This is a genomic window from Gracilibacillus marinus (assembly GCF_042651725.1).
Taxonomy (GTDB): Bacteria; Bacillota; Bacilli; order Bacillales; family Amphibacillaceae; genus Gracilibacillus; species Gracilibacillus marinus.
Map to the genome: position 1 here is coordinate 277768 of NZ_JBHSDV010000001.1, position 17710 is coordinate 295477.

Annotated in this window: 13 protein-coding genes, 2 pseudogenes and 1 riboswitch; of the genes and pseudogenes, 10 read left to right on the forward strand and 5 right to left on the reverse strand. The window is 35.3% G+C overall.

The features are described from left to right. Positions 1-397: 397 nt before the first annotated feature. The 3 genes from ACFOZ1_RS01345 to ACFOZ1_RS01355 form a co-directional block, all read right to left on the reverse strand. On the reverse strand, positions 398-1003 hold the full coding sequence (locus ACFOZ1_RS01345; protein ID WP_390195053.1) for a YpmS family protein: 606 nt from the start codon (positions 1001-1003) through the stop codon (positions 398-400). Between the two features lie 9 nt (positions 1004-1012). After that, positions 1013-1933, reverse strand: a complete 921-nt coding sequence (locus ACFOZ1_RS01350; protein ID WP_390195055.1) for a GDSL-type esterase/lipase family protein — start codon at positions 1931-1933, stop codon at positions 1013-1015. Positions 1934-2168: 235 nt separating this feature from the next. Next, on the reverse strand, positions 2169-3836 hold the full coding sequence (locus tag ACFOZ1_RS01355; protein WP_390195056.1) for a PLP-dependent aspartate aminotransferase family protein: 1668 nt from the start codon (positions 3834-3836) through the stop codon (positions 2169-2171). Positions 3837-3909: 73 nt separating this feature from the next. Beyond that, positions 3910-4029: riboswitch (SAM riboswitch) on the reverse strand. A 162-nt stretch (positions 4030-4191) separates the two neighbouring features. On the opposite strand from ACFOZ1_RS01355, the gene ACFOZ1_RS01360 reads away from it, so the two are divergent. From ACFOZ1_RS01360 to ACFOZ1_RS01375, 6 genes and pseudogenes are all read left to right on the forward strand, one after another. Then, on the forward strand, positions 4192-4626 hold the full coding sequence (locus tag ACFOZ1_RS01360) for an Hsp20/alpha crystallin family protein (RefSeq protein WP_390195058.1): 435 nt from the start codon (positions 4192-4194) through the stop codon (positions 4624-4626). A 78-nt stretch (positions 4627-4704) separates the two neighbouring features. Further along, complete coding sequence (gene cls, locus ACFOZ1_RS01365) at positions 4705-6147, forward strand: cardiolipin synthase (RefSeq protein WP_390195060.1); 1443 nt, start codon at positions 4705-4707, stop codon at positions 6145-6147. A gap of 66 nt (positions 6148-6213) precedes the next feature. After that, positions 6214-7155 (forward strand): annotated as a pseudogene (locus tag ACFOZ1_RS16470) (ABC-F family ATP-binding cassette domain-containing protein); the annotation flags it as partial. Next, a pseudogene (locus tag ACFOZ1_RS16475) lies at positions 7132-7641 on the forward strand (ATP-binding cassette domain-containing protein); the annotation flags it as partial. The pseudogenes ACFOZ1_RS16470 and ACFOZ1_RS16475, both read left to right, overlap by 24 nt. A 72-nt stretch (positions 7642-7713) precedes the next feature. Further along, positions 7714-8136, forward strand: a complete 423-nt coding sequence (locus ACFOZ1_RS16480) for an ATP-binding cassette domain-containing protein (RefSeq protein WP_417398453.1) — start codon at positions 7714-7716, stop codon at positions 8134-8136. Then, positions 8136-9368, forward strand: coding sequence for an aminopeptidase (locus ACFOZ1_RS01375; RefSeq protein WP_390195063.1), 1233 nt, complete (start codon positions 8136-8138; stop codon positions 9366-9368). Before ACFOZ1_RS16480 ends, ACFOZ1_RS01375 begins: the two co-directional genes overlap by 1 nt. 377 nt (positions 9369-9745) lie before the next feature. On the opposite strand, the gene recQ is transcribed toward ACFOZ1_RS01375, so the two are convergent. Beyond that, complete coding sequence (gene recQ, locus ACFOZ1_RS01380) at positions 9746-11527, reverse strand: DNA helicase RecQ (protein WP_390195065.1); 1782 nt, start codon at positions 11525-11527, stop codon at positions 9746-9748. A gap of 124 nt (positions 11528-11651) precedes the next feature. On the opposite strand from recQ, the gene ACFOZ1_RS01385 reads away from it, so the two are divergent. Beyond that, positions 11652-13514 (forward strand): cation:proton antiporter, encoded by a 1863-nt coding sequence (locus tag ACFOZ1_RS01385; protein ID WP_390195067.1) that lies wholly within the window; start codon positions 11652-11654, stop codon positions 13512-13514. Between the two features lie 537 nt (positions 13515-14051). On the opposite strand, the gene ACFOZ1_RS01390 is transcribed toward ACFOZ1_RS01385, so the two are convergent. Beyond that, positions 14052-14228, reverse strand: a complete 177-nt coding sequence (locus ACFOZ1_RS01390; RefSeq protein WP_390195069.1) for an SE1832 family protein — start codon at positions 14226-14228, stop codon at positions 14052-14054. 336 nt (positions 14229-14564) lie between these two features. Between ACFOZ1_RS01390 and ACFOZ1_RS01395 the strand changes: the two genes are divergently transcribed. From ACFOZ1_RS01395 to dctP, 3 genes are all read left to right on the forward strand, one after another. Then, positions 14565-15140, forward strand: coding sequence for a TRAP transporter small permease (locus ACFOZ1_RS01395; protein WP_390195071.1), 576 nt, complete (start codon positions 14565-14567; stop codon positions 15138-15140). A 22-nt stretch (positions 15141-15162) separates the two neighbouring features. Then, positions 15163-16437 carry a TRAP transporter large permease gene (locus tag ACFOZ1_RS01400; RefSeq protein ID WP_390195073.1) on the forward strand — a complete coding sequence of 425 codons (1275 nt, stop codon included), beginning with the start codon at positions 15163-15165 and terminating at the stop codon, positions 16435-16437. 69 nt (positions 16438-16506) lie between these two features. Then, a complete protein-coding gene (dctP, locus tag ACFOZ1_RS01405; protein WP_390195075.1) occupies positions 16507-17622 on the forward strand; it encodes a TRAP transporter substrate-binding protein DctP in 1116 nt (371 codons plus the stop codon). The last annotated feature ends 88 nt before the right edge of the window (positions 17623-17710 follow it).

Here is a 17710-nt window from a genome sequence, read left to right on the forward strand (position 1 = left end):
TTTTACTCTACGATTGAAGTATTTATAACAATGTTGACTTTTTTCATATCAACTAAGATTGTGTCATTAGATTACAGTTCATATTCGTAACAAACCCAAATGCCAGCACTTCTAAACATTGTAGAACTTCCATTAGCATAGGCGCCCACTCCCACTCCTATGGGATTCTTTTTCCTGAAGATCCACTTTTTCATGCGGTTTGTGCGTGAAAAAGTTAGCTGAAGGAAAAAGCCCATGGAAAGGGGAGTGGGCAAGCCGGAGCGGTTATACGCACATCATTCATTTCACCATTATTAATTGAATATCATCTTTTTATTGCCATAAAACACATATGGCATAGTTCGTGGCTTATGTGAAGAACAATATTCATGATTCAAGTATCAAGTCTTCTTAGTTGTTATAGACCAAGCGTTTCATTTGGTACTTTGATACGGAAAGTAATATTATCATTTTTTAAATCAATTTGCTGTGCACGTACTTTGAAGTTACTTTTTAATTCCATTTGTGTTAATGCAATATAAATGGATTCCTCTTTAGGATTAATGACGACCCATTCTGGTGTATCAATTTTGTCATTCACATATTTCAATATTTTATCTTGAGGTAAACGCAATAATCCTAGAGACATTTCCTCAGATTGAAGAATAATGTCACCATTTTCTTGTACAATCGGCACAAATGTGATTTTTACTGGCACTTCTGTAAAAAAAGCTTCAATTGTTCCCATAAGATGCACTTCTTCATCAAACGATACACTATACTGATCATTTTTATCTTTCATTAATTTATCGATATATGCATTTACAAGTTGCGTTAGATTTTCTTTACTTGATTTAATAGTAAATTCAGCACCAGATTGATCCTCTAAGAAAGTTTTTTCAGGATAATCTTCTTCATTAACTGGCCACTTAATGAGAAGAAGTAATGAGAGTAGTACTGCGCCATTTATTACTGCTAATATAATAAAGAGTTTCTTCCAATTAATCATACGTTTCTCTTCCATTGTTATCACCTACTGCGAGTTGTCGATGTTCATACTTGATTGCAAATAAGACCATACACGATTAGCCATCAATTCATATCCATTATAGTTGGGATGGAAATTGTCTTCTGCAAAGAAATTTCCACTTCGATTTTGATAAATATCCTCCATTGGGATATACGTTACATTGTCAAATTCATTAGCAACAACTCTACTCTCATTATTCCAGCGAGTTAAAATAGAGTTGAGTGCTTCAATATCGCTAAAATATTTCTCAAAAGGGTTATAAAAACCTAAAAGATAGATGTCTGCTTCATTATTAATTGATTGGATACGTTCGATAATTTGTGTTAGCCTGTCATTATATGGTTCTTGTTCTTGTATAAATGGCTCTTCAGTTAAATCCATAAAATTATCTTTTACTATTTTCATAATATCATTTGCACCAATTGTAATTAACACAATTTGAGACTCTTCGATGGATTCAACGATTTCTTCTTTCTCTAATCTTTTTAACAATTGATCTGTGCGATTGCCTCTTTTTCCAAAGTTATCAATCGTTACTTGAACATCTGCTTCACGAAATTGTTCTTCTAATATACCGACATACCCACCATTCTCAGTTTCATCACCTACACCTTGAGTGAGCGAGTCACCAATTGCAGTGATATGTGTATCCTTTTTAAAGAAATTCAGTGCATCTATTACTACTTCTTTAACTGTATCTTTAAATGCATTCGTCTCTTCAGTCTCTTCTATATCACCTGTTGTAGTAGATTCTTGCTCTTCGGTTGCTTGTTCAATTTCTTCCTCTTCGGTCGTTTCAGTTGTATCATCTTGTGTGGGAGGAATCTGTTCTTCATTTTGATTTATTGTAACTAGGAAAATACCTAGTATTAATACAAGTAAACTTGTGATTGTAAGAATGAGCATTCGTTGCTTTTTTTTCATTGTACACACCTTCAGTAACATTAACGTTTGTATAAATTAACTATACCCGATTTTACTAGATTCTACACTGTCAGTTTATGCAAAAAACTGGATTAACATGTGTAGATGGATAGAAAACTCAAAAAATATAGTTGCTAAAATAATATCATAAAAAGGAAAAAACCGTGAATCAATTAATGACTCACGGTTTAATTAATTTATCTTGGGGAGATAAATATCATAAGGTTATGGAGAATTATTCTCCTCGACGTAAGCGGTCTGCTTCTTGGAATGGACAACGGTGTTCCACAACAATTTGTCCATTTGCTTCCGCTTGTTGTTTGATTGTTTGATCAGCTTCATGTCTGAACCAAACAAGTTTAGATTGATGAGACACAAGCTCTTTCTTAGATGGATCAACAACTAATGTAATATCAATCTCACCTTCTGCTTCACTTGCATCTGTTACTTGGAATCCAATTTTACGTAAAGATTTGATTGTATCTGTTGCTTCTTCACTAGACCCGATTACAGCAATTTGTTTTACGCGAATACCGCCATCTGTACGGTCGTAAGCTGAAGAAAGTGCCCAACTAATTGCTTTTTCAGTATCAGGTTGTACTGTTGGTTCAGTATTTGTTGCTTTAGCGATAGCTTGATCTAAATCTTGAATGATATCATCAACTGTCTCAATTCCGACAGATAAACGAACTAATTCTTCCGTTACACCAGCAGTTTTTAGCTGTTCACTATTTAGTTGTTGGTGTGTGGTAGATGCAGGGTGAATAATTAACGATTTTGCATCACCAACATTTGCAACATGTGACCATAACGTAATATGATCAATAATTGCGCGACCGGCATCACGACCACCTTTAATACCAAAAGTGATGATAGAACCAAATTGACCTTTTAAGTATTTTTTCGCTTTTTCATGTGATGGGTGTGTTTCTAAACCTGGATATGTTACCCATTCAATTTGTGGATGTTTCGTCAAATATTCAGCAACTGCTTGTGTATTCTCATTGTGACGCTCGATACGTAAGTGTAATGTTTCTAGTCCTTGTAAGAAATAGAATGCATTTTGTGGGCTTAAGCACGCGCCGATATCACGTAGTAATTGTACACGCAATTTGATAGCAAATGCAGGTGCGCCGATATCAATTCCAAATCGAATACCATGATACGTATGATCTGGTTCTGTAAATCCTGGAAATTTGTCGCTGTTCCAGTTGAAACGCCCGCCATCTACAACGATTCCACCGATTGTTGTACCATGTCCACCTATCCACTTTGTAGCAGAATGAACGACAATGTCAGCACCCCATTGAATTGGTTTACATAAGTAAGGTGTTGCAAATGTATTATCAATAATTAGTGGGATACCATTTTCGTGTGCAATATCTGCTACTTTCTCGATATCAAAAACATTTAAACTAGGATTTGTAATCACTTCACCAAAGATTGCCTTTGTCTTTTCTGTAATTGCAGAACGGAAATTCTCTGGATCTGTTCCATCTACAAATTTTACGTCAATACCGTATTTTGGTAATGTAACACTAAATAAATTGAATGTACCACCATACAAGTTGCTATCTGCAATAATCTCATCACCGGCATGGGCAAGGTTCAAAATAGCCATTGTAATTGCAGCCATACCAGAAGAAGTTGCAACAGCTGCTACGCCATCTTCAAGTAGAGCGATTCGCTGTTCAAATGCATCTACAGTTGGGTTCATAATACGAGTATAAATGTTACCAGGTTCTGCTAATGCGAATAAGTTCTGTGCATGTTCTGTATCGTTAAATACATAAGAAGTAGTTTGATAGATTGGCACTGCACGAGAATTAGTTGTTGGATCAACTTGTTGGCCGCCATGTAGCAATGTTGTTTCGTTTCCTGTAATGTTAAATGAATGTGTCAATGAAATCCCCTCCTGGATAATAAAAAACCTCTTCTTAGTTTTTAAGAAGAGGTTGTCTTGTCATATTTGCCTCCTCTTATCTTCCAAGTGCGTATACACTTGTAGGAATTAGCACCATTTCAACTTAGAATAATCTATGCTGACGGTTGCCGGGCTTCGACGGGCCTAGTCCCTCTGCCGCTCTAAATAAGAGTGTTTCGATTCAATTGTTTACATTATAAGCAACAACCTATCCATTCGTCAACTGTTTTGTCAGAATTATTTGATTATTTGAGTAATTTGTCGAGGTAATTGCCTATGCTTTTCGTTTTTAGGTGCATACACTAATTAGAAATAATGATTGTAGGTGATAATAATGGATCACAATGAACGTAAAAACTTAATCCCTGAATGGGGAATTTCAATTGTCCGCAAGTTAGATGCATTAATATATGAGAATCCTACAAAAGACGTTTTAAGTCAGATGAATGATTTTTTTGAACAATCCAAACAAAAAATAGCGATTCCAATCGAAGAGAAAGAATTTGACACATATTGGACTGTCGATGTGCACATACCAAATGTGAAGAAAGAGCAAATTAAAGTGACGTATAATGATAAAACAATGACGATTGCTATAGTGCACAAGGAAGAAACAGAACAGTATGACCAACAAAATAGATTTTATCATAAAGAACAAAAAGAATACTTGAGGGAAAGAACGATTCGTATTCCAACAGATGGAGAGATTGACAAGATGAAGGCGACATTTACGAACGGGCTTCTACGAGTGAGGATACCGAAAAAATAAATCAATACATTGATAGCTTCCATCCCTTTTTTTAGTGGAAATGTGCTATATTTAGATGTAGAAAGGGGGAAGGGATCTGTGGATATTTTTCAACTAGTTATCTCCATTATTTTGATTTTTAATATTATATTATCTCTAGCCATTATCTTCTTAGAACGAAAAGACGCAACAGCTTCATGGGCATGGATTATGGTATTAACATTTATTCCAGTAGTCGGATTTATTTTATATCTTATATTTGGTCGTAAGCTTAGTAATAAGACTATTTTTACTTGGGATACAAAAAGTAAGCTCGGTGTCAAAACAGCAGTACAACATCAATTACGAGAAATTGAAGCAAATGAATTTGAAATAAATGATCATCGATTAAATCAATACAAAGATTTATTCTATTTACATTTACGGAACAATGATGCTATTTTCACACAAGACAATGATGTGCGTATTTATACAGATGGGAATAGAAAATTCAATTCTTTAATTGAAGATATAGAAAATGCAACAGATCATATTCATCTAGTCTACTATATTGTACGTTCAGATAAATTGGGAAGAAGATTAGCTGAAGTATTAATGAAGAAGGCAAAAGAAGGTGTACAAGTACGATTTTTATATGACGACATGGGTTCGCGCCAATTAAGTCGTAAACTTATTAAAGAAATGAGAGCAGCAGGTGCAGAAGTAGAAGGCTTCTTCCCACCATTAATTCCTAAGGTCAACTTTAAGATTAATCACAGGAACCACCGAAAATTAGTAATCATTGATGGAAAAATTGGCTACATCGGTGGGTTTAATATTGGCGATGAATACTTAGGAATGGATAAGAAATTTGGTTATTGGCGTGATACACATCTGAGAGTTGTCGGTAGTGCAGTGAAGAATATGCAAACACGATTTATTCTTGACTGGAATCAAGCTTCTCGCCATGATATTGACTATGACGAAAGATATTATGTAGCAAAAGGAAAAGGAAAAGTCGGAATGCAAATTGTTTCAAGTGGTCCTGATTCAGACTGGGAACAAATCAAACATGGCTATATCAAAATGATAATGTCAGCAAAGGATTATATATATATCCAAACACCATACTTCATTCCAGATGAAAGTTTATTAGATGCGCTTAAAATTGCTTGTTTATCAGGTGTAGATGTAAGAATTATGATTCCGAACAAGCCTGACCATCCATTTGTGTATTGGGCCACTTACTCTTATATTGGAGAAATGCTAAATGCAGGTGCGACGGTATACATTTATCAAAAAGGATTCTTACATGCGAAGACAATCGTTGTCGATAGTAAAATTGCATCTGTAGGAACAGCGAATATTGATGTGAGAAGTTTTAGACTTAATTTCGAAGTGAATGCATTCTTATATAATGAGACATTAGCGGAAATGCTAGTTGATGAATTTGAAAAAGATATGGAACATGTGACACAATTGACATATGGACTATATCAACAAAGACCAAAATGGATTAAATTCAAAGAATCCATTGCACGCTTAATTTCGCCAATATTATAGCAGTGTGTTATATATGTCTCTTGAATGCTAGATATATTCGATGAGACATGTATGTTCACATCACAGATGGCCTTATGGAAAGAAAGGGTGAACAATCCATTGCGTGAATTAAAAATAGAAGGACTAACAAAGACATTTGGAGAAAAGGTATTATTTGACCATATCTCCTTTTCTATTACAGAAAAAGAACGTATCGGGCTAATTGGAGTAAACGGTACAGGTAAATCGACATTATTGAAAGTACTTGCAGGAATCGACCATAGTGAAGCAGGGACGATGACACATCCAAATGATTATCGTATCGAATATTTAGACCAAGATCCAAATCTTGACGAAGAGTTAACGGTATTAGAACAAATCTATTATGGGAATGCACAAATAATTGTGACATTACGTGCCTATGAACAGGCTGTGTTGAAGTTAGAAAAAAGTCCTGAAAGTGAAGTATTACAAAAACAACTATTACATATGCAAGAAGAGATGGACCAACAAGAAGCATGGGACGCGATGACTGTAGCAAAATCTATTTTGACAAGGCTAGGGGTAAAAAAATTAGAACAACATGTCAAAGAATTATCAGGAGGCCAGCGAAAAAGAGTTGCTATAGCAAAAGCGTTAATTCAGCCTGCTGATTTATTAATATTAGACGAACCAACAAACCATTTAGATAACGATATTATTGAATGGTTGGAAGATTATTTGCCAAATTATCATGGAGCAATTCTTCTAGTTACACATGATCGTTATTTCTTAAATCGTATGACAAATCGAATTTTTGAATTAGATAAGGGAAATCTTTATACATATGAAGGCAATTACCAAACATTCCTTGAACAAAAGGCGTTAAGGGAAGAACAGTTGGAAGTTGCTGAGAAGAAACACCAAAGCTTGTTGAAAAAGGAGATTGCTTGGCTAAGAAGTGGTGTGAAGGCGAGAACGACCAAACAAAAAGCAAGAATAGATCGAGCAGAACAACTAAAAGAAGTGTCCTTTGATACAACAAAACGTGACTTTCGTTTTGAGATAGGTTCTGTTAGATTAGGAAACAAAGTAATAGAAGTAAAGGATTTAGGGAAAAGTTATGGAGAGAAGGTACTATTTCGCCATTTCGACTTCCTCATTAAGCCTGGAGATAGAATTGGTATCGTAGGGGCTAATGGCAGCGGAAAAACAACCTTATTAAATATATTAGCAGATAAAATAAAGCCAGATGAAGGAACCATCGATATTGGGGAAACAGTAAAGATTGGCTATTATACACAAGATCATCCACCACTTAATGAAGAAGCAAAAGTGATAGATGTGGTACGCGATGTGGCGGAAGTGGTCACAACGATAGATGGACAAACCATTTCTGCAGAGCAAATGCTCGAACGCTTTTTGTTTCCAAGAGCACAACAATGGACACATGTCCGCAAATTATCTGGTGGGGAAAGAAGAAGATTATACTTATTAACTGTGCTCATGCAAGAGCCGAATGTCCTTTTCTTAGATGAGCCTACAAATGATTTAGACACAGAAACATTAGCAGTATTAGAAGATTATTTGGAAGGTTTCCCTGGTGTCATGCTTACAGTCTCGCACGATCGATACTTTTTGGACAAAACGATTGACAATGTGATTGCATTTACAGGTAGTGAAACATTGACAAAATTTTATGGGAATTATTCCGAATTTAGAGAGCAACAAGCAAGAGAAGAAAAAGAGAAAGTACAATCTGTTAAACAATCCGCTGAACAACCGAAAAGAAAAAAGAAAAAACTCTCTTACAAAGACCAAAAAGAATGGGACACAATCGAAGAAGATATTACGGCATTAGAACAAGAACTGGAGACGATTGAACAAGAGATTGTAGCTGCAGGAAGTGATATTGGGAAAATCAACCCTCTTTTTGAAAAACAAAAAGAAGTAGAAACACAATTAGAGCATAAAATGACTAGATGGGAAGAATTATCATTATTAATAGAACAATTGGAGGAGGAAGTATAATGGCAGAACAACATATGTTAGAGAAATACGCTGAATTAGCTTTACGTACAGGTGTGAATTTACAAAAAGGGCAAGCATTAGTGATTAATTCATCCATTGAAGGTGCGGATTTTACAAGAATTGTTGTAAGAAAAGCATATGAAATTGGTGCGAAAGATGTACACATTAATTGGACAGATGATGAATTAACATTTTTGAAATACAAACATGTAGAAGAAGACGTACTTGCAGACATTCCTAACTGGCAAATAGAGAAACATCTTGCATTTGCAAAAGATGGAGCTGCATTACTATCGATTCGTTCCACAAATCCTGATTTGTTAAAAGATATTGATCCTAAAAAAGTAGCAAAAGCAAATAAAGCAAGTGCAGAAGCAATGAAAGAATTCCGCAAATATACGATGAATGACAGAATTCCGTGGTCGATTATTTCTATTCCGACAGGGGATTGGGCTCAAAAGATTTTCCCTCAATTGTCAAAAGAAGAAGCAATAGAAAGCTTATGGAAGGAAATCTTCAAAATTGTTCGTGTCGATCAAGAAGATCCGATTGCTGCTTGGGAAGCACATAATCAATTATTACATGATGCGAGAGCATTTTTGAATAAAAAAGCATATCGTGCCCTTATTTTTAAATCTGAAGGTACAGATATACGATTTGAGTTACCTGAAGGCCACATTTGGAAAGGCGGCTCTGCAGAAACAACTTCTGGATTTACATTTAATCCAAATATGCCTACAGAAGAAGTCTTTACAGTCCCACATAAATATGGTGTGAACGGGAAAGTTACAGCAACTAAGCCGCTTGTATATGGTGGAAATCGAATTGATGGATTTAGTCTTACATTTAAAGACGGTAAAGTGGTCGATTTTGAAGCAGAACAAGGATATGAAACATTGAAGCATTTGTTAGAAACAGATGAAGGAGCAACACGTCTTGGAGAGCTTGCTTTAGTGCCACATTCTTCGCCAGTTTCTCAATCCGGTCTTATATTTTATAACACACTTTATGATGAGAATGCATCTTGTCACATTGCATTAGGAAAGGCATACCCGACAAATTTAAAAGGCGGATCAGATATGAACGAAAAAGAATTAGATCAACATGGTGTGAATGATAGCTTAACACATGTCGATTTTATGATCGGTTCCGCAGATTTAAATATAGACGGAGAAACAGCCGACGGAAAATTAGAACCCGTATTCCGCCAAGGCGAATGGTCTTTGGAATAGTCAAAAGCGAAAGCGACCGATTAAAAACGTAGAGACTGGAGTGAATCAACAGAAATAAAGGAATCACGGTGAGGAACGAACCGATGATGACTTATTGATAGTTGATTTGCGAAGTCTCCTAGTTTTTGGTCACTTGAGCTGGATGGTCAAAAGCGAAAGTGACCGATTAAAAACGTAGAGACTGGAGTGAATCAACAGAAATAAAGGAATCACGGTGAGGAACGAACCGATGATGACTTATTGATAGTTGATTTGCGAAGTCCCCTAGTTTCTGGACGCTTGAGCTGGATGGAATGAAAGCGTCCGTTAAGAAACGTAGCGAGTGGAGTGAATCAAAAAATCCGAACTATTCTTTTGAAATAGTTCGGATTTTCATTTCACACTGTTGTTTTAAATGTTTGAATTAACTGTAAAAAGTGTTCTCCATATTGCTCATATTTTTTCTCACCGACGCCATGTATACGGAGCATATCACTTTTGTTCTCGGGAAATAGTCTGGCGAATTCTGTTAAAGAACGATCTGTAAAAACGACATATGGAGGCAATCCATTTTCGTCGGCAATTTTTTTTCGTTCTTCACGTAGCAATTCAAATAACTCGACATTGTAATCTTCTGCGATTTTCTTTTCTACTTTAACTACTTGCATATAGACAGGAATTTCACCTTTTAAGATAGCTAGAGATTTTTGATTGAGACGTAAAATCGGGAATTTCCCTTCTTCAGCAAGTAAATAATTCTCTGCCACAAGAAACTGAATAAAATGCGTCAATTCTTTCTCTGTATAATGACGTAATAGACCGTATGTGCTTAATTGATTAAAACGAAATTGTTTGACCTTTTTGTCATTAGAACCTTTTAAGACTTTTGCAGTTAAACTCGCACCAAATCGTTCTCCCATTCGTTTGACGCATGATAAGACCATTTGTGCCTCTTTCGTTCTGTCAACTTTTTCTACATCATCGATACAATTAGAGCATCTGCCACAATCCTCGCTATTTGTTTGATCATTGAAATAATCTAATACATATTGCTGCAAACATTTACCTGTATGGCAATAATTAATCATTGCTTGAAGTTTGCCGTATTCTTGTTTTTTCTTCTCGTCCATCATTTCAGATTGTTCAATTAAATATTTTTGTGTTTGGATATCTTGACCTGAGAATAAAAGGTTACATTCACTTGGTGCACCATCTCGTCCTGCACGTCCAGCCTCTTGGTAATAACTTTCTAAGTTTTTAGGTAAAGCATAATGAATCACATAGCGCACATTTGATTTATCAATTCCCATTCCAAAAGCATTTGTTGCAATCATGATTGTCACATCATCTTGGATAAATGCATTTTGTGCATTTTTTCTAGCATCCTCAGACATGCCTGCATGGTATTTAGCAACAGGCAAACCTTTTGATTGAAGTAAGTAAAATAATTGATCCACTTGTTTTCTTGTAATTGCATAAATAATTCCAGGCTCTTCTTTATGGAATCGGACATACTCTTCAATATATGCAGTACGATCTTGTCCTTTTACGATAGAAAAAGTTAGATTATCACGAGCAAATCCAGTATTGATAATATGGTCAGGCTGCACTTCTAATAATTGTTGCAAATCATCTTGTACTAAATCAGTAGCTGTTGCTGTTAATCCCATTAATGTCGGAACAACGTGTAATTGTTTAACTCTATCTACTACTGTGCGATAACTTGGTCTAAAATCATGGCCCCATTGTGAAATACAGTGTGCTTCATCAAATGCAATCAATGATAAATGAATTTGATTTAACACAGATAGAAAATAATCGGATTCGAATCGTTCTGGAGCAACATATATGAATTGATAAGCTCCTTGTCGTAATAAATCCATTCGCTCTCGCTGTTCTTCCATTGTAAGAGAACTATTAATAAAGGTTGCTTGAATTCCGAGTGATTGCAATGCATCAACTTGATCCTTCATTAAGGAAATGAGTGGAGAAATAACTAATGTAGTGCCATCTGTAATTAACCCAGGAATTTGATAGCATATCGATTTTCCACCGCCTGTTGGCATAATTGCAAGTGTATTTTGTTTATGTAAAATATGTTCAATAGCTAATGCTTGTCCATGTCTAAATTCATCATATCCATAATATGTTTTTAATACTTTTTTTGCTTCTTGTAACATACACGACGATCCTTTCTTACTATTCTATAAATTATCATAACATTATTATTGCAACTATTGAAAAAAACCTTTAATCTATAAAAACGTAATACTATAGAAAAAATGATTGTAGGGAGGCGAATATATGGTAGATTCGTTGTTACTTGTATTTATGTTCATTGCGGTATTGGGAATTGGTTCGCAATGGATCGCATGGAAATTTCAATTACCAGCAATTGTAGTCATGTCGATTGCAGGGTTACTTGCAGGTCCGATTTTTGGCTTGATTAATCCTGAACAAGAATTTGGGGAATTGTATCGACCGTTTATTTCAATTGCTGTCGCGATAATATTATTTGAAGGTAGTTTGAATTTAAACTTTAAAGAGTTAAAAGGATTAGGCAAACCTGTTTTTCGCATTATTACATGGGGAGCATTTATTGCATGGATTCTTGGCTCGCTTACAGCTTATTATGTAGCAGGATTGTCTCTTGCTGTGGCATTTGTCATTGGTGGTATCTTTATTGTAACAGGTCCCACCGTTATTTTGCCATTATTAAGACAATCTAAATTAAAACCAACACCAGCTAAGATTTTAAAATGGGAAGGAATCGTTGTTGATCCATTCGGTGCACTACTTGCTGTCTTTGCTTTTGAAATAATTCTATTTATTTCATCTGATTCAAGAGATGCTTCGTCTTTATTCTTATTTTTCTTAGCGTCATTTTTTGCTGTGTTGCTTGGATATATATTCGGAAAATTAATTGGTTGGTTTTTTGAAGCAGGCCATATTCCAGAATTCTTGAAATCACCAACTGTGTTAAGTGCTGTTATTGCTTGTTTTACCATTGCAGATGAAGTGTGGCATGAGACAGGATTACTTGCGGTAACAGCAATGGGGATGACATTGGCTAATTTAGGCATTTCTTCGATTAAAGATATGCGTCATTTCAAAGAAAATATTTCTATATTGCTAATTTCTACTGTATTTATTTTGTTAACAGCATCCTTAACAATGGATACATTAAAAGATGTGTTTCGTCCTGAAATCATCGGTTATGTTCTATTAATGTTATTTGTTGTAAGACCATTGTCCATTTTCCTATCAACAATTGGTTCGGGATTATCTATACAAGAAAAAACATTAATCGGATGGATTGCTCCAAGAGGGATTGTAGCATTGACTGTTGCTAGTTACTTTGCAGGAGTATTAGAAGATGAGGGATTCCAAGGCGCTTCACTCGTTACATCTCTTACATTTGCATTAGTATTTGCTACAGTGTGTGCACATGGGTTTTCGATTGGGTGGTTAGCTAAGAAATTGAATTTGTCATCAGATGGAAAGCCAGGCGCAATCATCGTCGGTTCCAATCGATTCTCAGTCTCCCTTGCCAAAGTAATGGAGGAACTCGGTATTCCTGTACTCGTTGTTGATTCTTCTTGGGGAAGGTTATATAGTGCCAGAAGAGCAGGGGTGGCACATAATCACGGAGAAATCTTGTCTGAGCAAATGGAGTACACGATTGATTTCACGCCATATGATTATTTAATTAGTGCATCAGAATATGATTCATATAATGCATTAGTTAGTTCCACATTTATACCAGAATTTGGACGCAAAAATGTATACAGACTACCGAGACAGAATCATAGTGGTGACCAGCTAGATGATATTGATCACACAATTGGTGGTCAAGAATTATTCCGACCTGCTGAAGGGTTAGAAGAATTAAAATACAAAATCAAAGCAGGATACGTTTTCCGTAAAACAACATTAACAGAACAATATACATGTGAAGAATACCTTCGTGATAGAGATAAAGAAACCATATTGTTATTTGTACTAAAACAATCCAAACAACTAGAATTTTTCATAGAAGGTGTAGATACCACCGCCCAACCCGGTGATATCATCGTAAGCATGACACCCCCAAGTAAAGAATTTAATAAAATAAAACAAAAATTAGAAGGGAAAAACAAAAGCGAAAGTGACCGATTAAAAACGTAGAGACTGGAGCGAATTAACAGAAATAAAGGAATCACGATGAGCTTGCGAATCGATGATGACTTATTGATAGCGAAACTTATCAGGGTGTTAGTGACAGTTTACCCACAACACAGAATTACCTTTTCACACTTCATATTATGTTGTGGGTATTACAGTCGCTTCACCGTGGAAAAGGAATCACGATGAGGTACGAACCAACAAAAATAAATGGAGACAATTGGATTCTTTAACGTAAAAAAATCCAAATGATTCGAAAAGCTATTTATCGAGTCGTTTGGATTTTTTTCATATTAAAAGATAATTCTATTCTTTCATTTTGAGTTTTTATATGTGTTTGGCACTCGCACTGGCTTGTCCGTGAATAAGTTAGCTCAAGAAAAAAGCCCGTGTAAAGGGGAGTGGGCAAGCCAGAGCGGGGTATACGCACATAAATTATTTCAAAATTGCTCATTAGAACTGTGTCGTATCATCCTATTTTTATAAAGGCTCACACTAATAACTAACGATACATACACGTAATCAAATGGAATTAAATTCTTATAACTCAGCTAGTTGTTGTCTGAGTCTGGATATCTCTTTTTCAATACGCTCAAGTTCTTTTTCTGTAATTTCTGTCTTTCCTTTTACATAGACAACTTTCTCCATGTCGTGAGATAACCTCGTATGGTCTGCTTTCAAATCTTCAATCTCTAATTCTATTTCTTTACGATTCATTTTTTTCACCCCATAGCATCTTATAATTTCTCACCATATTTATTTAAATCGTAGCCGAATTTGTTTGTGATAGCAAGAATTACTCCCTCAGGCAATGTCATAAAACATTTGTATATCTTTGTTAAATAGTAGCATTTTTTAAGGATTAACGATTATTTGCTAGCATTCGTTACGATATATCCACGATTTGCGGACATATTTTGTTCAGTACATCATATGTCGTTTAATCCGAACATTTAAGGGTATAGTAAATTTGTGATGCTTGAAACATTTCTGTAACATTTAATATAAGAGAAATATCGGCATGACAAAAAACAATAAGGAGGCAGAGAAGGCTTGAATATTTTTCGGTTATTAGATAAAGCAATGATGAAGATCGAAGAGTTTATTTTGAGCTTTGCAATTATATTAATTTCCATTATGATTGTTGGAAATGTAATTGCACGCGAGATTTTTCACTCTGGTGCTTTTTTCTTTGCTTATGAAGTAAGTAAATTTGCAATTATTATCGCAACATTTATGGGGATTGGTTATGCAGCAAGAAAAGGCCGTCATATCAGTATGTCAGCATTTTATGATTTTGCACCATTCAAGGTGCGAAAAGTAATGATGATTATCATTAACTTCGTAACAGCTATTGTAATGTTTATGATGGCATATTATTCATACAGTTATGTAATGTTTGAATATAATACAGGCGCAATCACTACATCCTTACAATTGCCACGCTATTTAATGGCAGTATTTATTCCGATTGGTTTCTTTTTAGCAGGTATCCAATTTATTCGTAATACCTATGTGAATTTCACCGCGAAGGCAAAGGATAAAGTTTATTTAGGTATTGATGCAGTAGATTATAACGATACGAAAGATGAAGATAAAGAAGTGAAATTAGAAGACTTAGGTGTATAAAAAAGTAGAGAGGTAAAAAACTATGTTAACAACATTAATGTCAATAATGATTGTGCTGTTGTTACTAAATTTTCCGATGATGATACCGCTTATTTTAGCACCAGTCATTATCATGATGATTTATAACCCAGCAATCAATATGGATTTACTTATGAAACAATTAATGACAGGGATTGAATCACCTGTATTATTATGTGTGCCGCTATTTATATTTGCTGCAGATATTATGACATCTGGTAAGACGTCGAATCGTTTATTAGACTTTATCGGTTCATTTGTTGGTCATATGCGTGGTGGGTATGCGGTAACAACTGCAGCTGCTTGTACATTATTTGGAGCTATATCTGGTTCGACTCAAGCAACAGTTGTAGCAATTGGACGTCCAATGCGTGAGCGTCTACTGAAAATTGGATATAAAGATTCCAGTGCGATGGCATTAATTATCAATGCAAGTGACGTAGCACTACTTATTCCGCCAAGTATTGGAATGATTATTTATGCATTAGCTGCAGGTAAAGGAGTATCTGTAGGAGACTTATTTATTGCAGGGATTATTCCTGGTTTAATCGTATTTTTATCATTTGCGATTTACAGTGTAGTTTATGCAAAAATCAAAAATATTCCATTAGCAGAACGCATTGGTTGGAGAGAGAGACTTGTTTATTTTAGAAAAGCATTATTACCATTAGGATTTCCTGTTCTAATCGTAGGTGGAATTTATTTAGGAATATTCACACCAGTAGAAGCTTCAGGTATCTCGGTATTATATGCGTTGATCTTAGAAGTATTGATATTTAAGACAATTCCGTGGAAAAAAATCCCGAGTATTGCATTGTCTACAGGGCTAGTTACATCAGCTGTCTTCATTTTAGTTGCTGGTGGACAATTATTTACATGGGTACTTGGATTTGCACGAATTCCTCAACAAATTACAGAAGCAGTACTTGGAACAGATCCAAGTGCATTATATGTCTTGATTATGGTTAGTATTTTCTTCTTTGTTGGGTGTATGTTTGTTGATCCGATTGTAGTTATTTTGATTTTAACACCTATCTTTGCTCCGGCAGCAGAAGCAGCGGATGTAAATTTAATTCATTTAGGAATCATAATTACATTCCAAGCAGCACTAGGTTCAGCTACACCACCATTTGGTGTCGATATATTTACCGCAAGTGCTGTGTTCAAAAAGCCGTATTTAGAAGTTATCAAAAGTACGCCACCATATATTGTGATGTTACTGTTAATTGGCGTAGCTTTAATACTATTTCCAGAACTATCATTAGTATTGATTGATTAATTTGTTATTAAGTAAATGCTGAAATAGCTATTTACTTAAAATATATTTCACTAAAAATTTTAGGGGGTAATGATCATTTTTAACAAAAAGTATGTACTTATGTTACTAGCAATCCTATCACTAAGCTTTGTATTAGTAGCTTGTGGTGGTGAAGAGGGCGAAGATTCAACGGACAACAACGAAGGTTCAGATAATAATGGAGAAGAGGCTTCAGGTGAATTTGATGAAGCACAGTGGATGTTTATTACAGAAGAGTTAAAAGGTGAAGTACAGTACGAATATGCTGCAGAATTTGCAAAGCGTATTGATGAAAAAACAAATGGTGCAATTGAAGTCGTTCCATATGAATATGGTGCGCTAGGTAGTGAAGTAGACCAAGCACAATCATTACAACAAGGTGCAGTGCAACTTGCAGTAATGTCACCAGGTTTTACTGGTGGGCAAGTTCCTGATGGACAGATTTTCTCACTACACTATTTCTTCCCTGCAGATCCAGAACAAACACAGGAAGTATTAACAAATAGTGAAGCATTAAATACAGATTTACGTGCGAAATATGAAGAGCATAATATTACTCCACTTGCATTTTGGACAGAAGGTGCAATGGCTTGGACGAGTAATGTAGGAATTGAAGAACCAAGTGATTGGGAAGGGTTAAACACACGTGTACAAGAATCTCCGCTAATGCGTGAAACATATGCTGCATATGGTGCAACAGTACAATCAATCAGCTGGGGCGAATTATATACAGCATTAGACCGTGAGACAGTGGATGCACAAGAAAACCCAATATTCTTTATTAATTCAGCAAGTTTCTATGAAGTGCAAGATACTTTAACAATTTCTAATCATAATAACTATGTTGCGATGACAACAGTAAATACAGATTGGTATAATGGATTACCAGAAAATGAAAAAGCATTAATTGATGAAACAGTGGAAGAAATGCAAGAATGGGTATTCGAAGAACAAAAAGCGCAAAACGAAGCAGGGCTTGAAGCAATTAAAGCTGATACAGAAAACCCAACAGAAATTATTGAATTAACAGATGAGCAAATTGAAGCATTTAAAGAAGTTGCATTGCCAGTACATGAGAAATACCGTAATGGCGAGTTAACAGAAGGTGTAGACCCAGCTATTTATGATAAGTTAAAAGAAGAAATCGCTGAAGTAACTGGCGAATAAGAAGTAGAAAATCACTCGGGAAACCTGAGTGATTTTCTATTTCTCAAAAAAATTCTTCACAAAATGTATTCGTTTTCATTGACTGAAA